General features: G+C 62.5%; 4 protein-coding genes. 3 read left to right on the top strand and 1 reads right to left on the bottom strand.

From position 1 onward, the window contains the following. Window positions 1-279: 279 nt before the first annotated feature. Window positions 280-1,182: a LysR family transcriptional regulator gene (locus J0A65_RS21625; protein WP_206596401.1), complete on the bottom strand. Its 903-nt coding sequence runs from the start codon at window positions 1,180-1,182 to the stop codon at window positions 280-282. A 115-nt stretch (window positions 1,183-1,297) separates the two neighbouring features. Here J0A65_RS21625 and J0A65_RS21620 point away from each other — a divergent pair, with 115 nt between their 5' ends. From J0A65_RS21620 to J0A65_RS21610, 3 genes are read left to right on the top strand one after another with little or no spacing between them, the layout of a single operon-like run. Then, window positions 1,298-2,155: an NmrA family NAD(P)-binding protein gene (locus tag J0A65_RS21620; RefSeq protein WP_047591960.1), complete on the top strand. Its 858-nt coding sequence runs from the start codon at window positions 1,298-1,300 to the stop codon at window positions 2,153-2,155. A 10-nt stretch (window positions 2,156-2,165) separates the two neighbouring features. Continuing rightward, window positions 2,166-3,332, top strand: a complete 1,167-nt coding sequence (locus J0A65_RS21615; protein ID WP_155294648.1) for an MFS transporter — start codon at window positions 2,166-2,168, stop codon at window positions 3,330-3,332. Between the two features lie 16 nt (window positions 3,333-3,348). Further along, on the top strand, window positions 3,349-4,083 hold the full coding sequence (locus tag J0A65_RS21610; RefSeq protein ID WP_206596400.1) for an SDR family oxidoreductase: 735 nt from the start codon (window positions 3,349-3,351) through the stop codon (window positions 4,081-4,083). Window positions 4,084-4,390: the final 307 nt, after the last annotated feature.

Here is a 4,390-nt window from a genome sequence, read left to right as displayed (position 1 = left end):
GGCCTGGATTCGCGAACGCCTGGCGCCCTGAGGGGCGCGCAGGGGCAGGGCTCGTTGACTGAGTAGCAAAGCGCTTGGTCTGGAGAGGGTGGGGGCTGCTTTCGGTCAGACGCGGACCTCTGCCCAGTAAATAAATCTGTCCCCTTGTCCCCTTTTTACCAATGGACATCTATTTGAGGCTTGAAAGTGACTAGGAGGGCCGGGGCGATTCACTTCGTGCTTATCGGAGTAGCGCTGCCGCCGGCGCGCTGATCTCCTGCCAAAGATTCGGCAGTCGTTTCAGGCCGCGACCAGTTGCAAGACGAAATCGAGAAAGGCCCGCACCTTGGCCGGCGGGTTATGCCTCGACGGATACAGGGCGTATAGCGGGAAACGCTCGTCCGGCCAGTCCGCGAACAATTCCACCAGCCTCCCATCCGTCAGCAGCAAGTCACTGCCCAGCGCCATGATCTGGGCAATGCCGTATCCCGCCAGGCAGGTGCTATGCAGACTGCCGACATCGTTGACCAGTAACTGTCCACGGGTATCCACCATCTGGCGCTCACTGCCACGATGGAACTCCCAGTCGAACGGCCGCCCGGTTTCAGGATCGCGAAACTGGATGCAGCGATGTCCGTTCAAGTCCTGCGGCTGCAGGGGGCGACCATGACGTTTCAGATAGGAAGGCGCCGCGACTGTAAGGATGCGCGTGTCCAGCAACTTGCGCGCGACCAGGCTGGAGGTACGCGGCTCACCGAAACGCAGCGCCAGATCGAAGCCATCGGCGACCATGTCACCCAGTCGGTCGCGAGTGATTAGTTCCAGTTCCAACTGCGAATGGGCATCGAGAAACGCCCCCAATCGCGGGCCAAGGATCAGGCGGGCGAAGAAAGGATCGACATTGACCCTCAAGCGCCCACGCACCACCCGAGCACCAACAGTGACCGAGCTAGCCGCCTCCTCCAATGCAGTCAGCAAAGGCAGTACCTGCTCATGCAGGCGCCGACCGTCGTCGGTCAGGGTCACCGAGCGCGTAGTGCGATCAAACAGGCGAATGCCGAGGCGTTTCTCCAGCCGCGCCAACGCCCGGCTGACGCCAGGTTGGGACATGTCCAGCACCTCACCTGCACCCGCGAAGCTGCCGGTATCGACGATGGCGGCGAACACACTCATGCCATTCAGGGTGCGCTCATCGAAGCTCATATTTAATGCCTTTATGTCATCAATAAAATGACTTCCATGTTATCGATTGATCAATCGACTGAGGAGAGACTGCTTGCGAACCCGGCAACCGCCGGTCGCAATAGGAGTTATCCCCATGTATGTGATCACTGGAATCACCGGCCAGGTCGGCGGTACCGTGGCCCGCACCCTGCTCGCTGCGGGCAAGAACGTACGCGCGGTAGTGCGCGATACCTCCAAGGGCGGCGAATGGCTGCGCCAAGGCTGTGAGCTGGCCCTGGCCGATATGCGTGACGCTGCCGCGTTGACCCGCGCGTTCAAAGGCGCCGAGGCGGTGTTCGTGCTGCTGCCACCGAACTTCGACCCGAGCCCGGATTTCCTCGAATCGCGCTATATCGTCTCGACCCTTCGCTCGGCGCTGGAGACCGCTCAGCCGGACAAAGTCGTGTGCCTGTCGACCATCGGCGCCCAGGCTAGCCAATCCAACCTGCTCAGCCAACTGAGTGGCATGGAACAACAGCTCGGTCAGTTGCCGATGCCGGTCGCTTTCCTGCGTGCCGCATGGTTCATGGAGAACGCCCTGTGGGATATCGCTCCGGCGCGCGACGAAGGCGTACTGCACAGCTTCTTGCAGCCACTGGACAAAGCCGTGCCAATGGTCGCCACCGCCGATGTCGGCCGCACCGCCGCCATGCTCTTGCAGGAGTCCTGGCAGGGCGTACGCATCGTCGAGTTGGAAGGGCCGCGGCGCATCTCGCCACAACGCCTGGCCGCCACGCTCGGGCGACTGCTGGGTCGTGATGTGCACGCACGCAGCGTACCGCGTGACACCTGGGAGCAGCTTTTCCGCAGCCAAGGCATGCACAACCCATTGCCGCGCATGCAGATGCTCGATGGATTCAACCAAGGCTGGATCGACTTCGCAGGCACGGCGATACACGGCACCACCGAATTGGAAACGGTACTTGCCGACCTGATCCAACGGCAAGCCTGAGGGGGTTCGCATGAGCACTGGCAGCATTGCGCTGACCGGTAGCGGCCGCTCATCGACGGCGCTGCTGGCATTGGCCTGTGGCACATTTGCCGCAGGCAGCTATCTGGCCCAGCCGATACTCTCGGCGATCGCCACTGATCTGGGTATCGTCTCCTGGCAGGCAGGGTTAGCCGTTAGCGCCAGTCAACTGGGCTTCTGCCTGGGCCTGTTGCTGGTGGTGCCGCTGGGCGATCTGTTGGAGAACCGTCGTTTAGTCCTGACCCTGGCGTTCGTGCAAGTGTTGGCACTGCTGGTGATGGCCAGCGCCAGCAATGTCGGCGCTCTGCTGCTGGCGGCACTCGTCGTCGGCCTGGGCTCCTGCGCCGTGCAATTGCTGGTGCCCCTGGCAGCGCACATGAGTAGCAACAGCACCCAGGGGCGCACCGTCGGTAGCATCACCGCCGGCTTGCTGTTGGGCATTTTGCTGGCACGCCCCCTGGCTAGCCTGATCACCGATGCATTTGGCTGGCGCGCCCTGTTTGCTGCTGACGCGCTGCTGGTCAGTCTGCTCGGTGCATTACTGGCCTGGCGCCTGCCACATCATCGAGCCAACTCGACGCTTGGCTATCCAGCCCTGCTCGCGTCCCTGGCACAACTGCTACGCAGGCACGCCGAACTACGCCGACGCAGCGCGGCACAGGCCTGCTTGTTCGCCGCATTCAGTCTGTTCTGGGTTGGTGCACCTGTGCTGCTGAACGAGCACTTCGGGCTGCATGCACAGGGCATAGCACTGTTCGCCCTGGCCGGCGCCGCCGGAGCTCTGGTCGCACCGGTGGCTGGCCGCCTCGCCGACAGCGGCCATTCCACTGCATTGCGAGGCTGGGGTGCCGTGTTGGTGGCGAGCGGGTTCCTGCTGAGCATCGCCCTGCCCACGCTGACCTGTTGGTTACTGGCGGCCCTGCTGATCGATGCCGGCGTGCAAATCAGTCACGTGGCCGCACAACGCCAGGTGCTGGCGCTTGATATCAGGGCCCGTAACCGACTGAACGGCCTGTATATCGCCGGTTTTTTCCTTGGCGGTGCCCTCGGCTCGGCACTGGCGATGCCCTTGTTGCAACTAGGCTGGCACTGGCTTGCCGGTATAGCCGCCCTTCTGGCGCTCATCGCCTTGGCTCTCGGCCAGATACGCAGCAACTAACCGCGGAGATACAAACATGTCTTCCCAGCTTCCCGCATTGCGTGACAAGCACATCGTCATCCTTGGCGGCTCATCCGGCATCGGCCTAGAAGTGGCCCGGCAGGCTCTGACCGAGGGTGCCAGCGTGACCATCGCTTCAAGCAACCCATTGCGGCTTGAAAGTGCCCTGGCCCGACTTGGTAAAGGTGTCTGTGGCCACTTGCTTGACCTCACCGACCATCAAGCCATTGCGGCTTTCTTCACGGAGGTCGGGGCAATCGACCATCTGGTCTACAGTGCCGGCGACCGCTTGCTGTTGAGCCCGCTGGCCGAACTGGATTCAGTGAATGCCCGGCACGCCTTCGAACTGCGTTTCTGGTCGGCACTCGTGGCGATACGTCATGCCGTGAGGTGGATTCGTCCTGATGGGTCAATCGTGCTTTCGGGCGGTATCGCCGGCATCCGACCCAGTTCAGGTTGGAGCCTGGCCGCCAGCGTTTGCGGCGCCATTGACTCGCTCGTGAGGGCCCTGGCCTTAGAGCTGGCACCGTTACGCATCAACGCCGTGGCGCCCGGTCTGGTGCGTACCGAGTTGTGGCGCGACATGGGCGAGAGCGAACGGCAGGCGCTTTACCAAAGCGTTGCCGCTCGCCTGCCGGTCGGGCGAATAGGCGAAGTGGAGGACGTCGCCGCTGCCTACCTGTTCCTCATGCGCAGTGGCTTCGCCAATGGCCAATCGCTGGTGGTGGATGGCGGCAATGTGCTGGTGTGATAGCTCAGGCTCGTAGCACCTCACCAATCGTGTGGTAATGCCCGCCCGCCATGCGCAGGTTCGGGACGAGCTGCGGTTGAGCAGACAGTGTTCCTTGAACTCCCAGCCAGCGCCGTCGAAACCAAGTAGGGCGGAAGTGTCTGCTTCTGGCCGGTTGCAGCCGGTCTACGCGCTACCTTATTCACGTATGCCAGCGATTTTGCCCCGCCTTCACAGCTACCGCCGAGCATGCCGGCTGCCAATGGGGCTGTATGCGAGGAGCACATGAGATACCCTTGCGCCACGAATCAACCAGAGCGCTGTGAAC

Source organism: Bowmanella yangjiangensis (genome assembly GCF_017255015.1).
Taxonomy (GTDB): domain Bacteria; phylum Pseudomonadota; class Gammaproteobacteria; order Enterobacterales; family Alteromonadaceae; genus Bowmanella; species Bowmanella yangjiangensis.
This window is presented reverse-complemented; position numbering and strand designations above follow the sequence as displayed.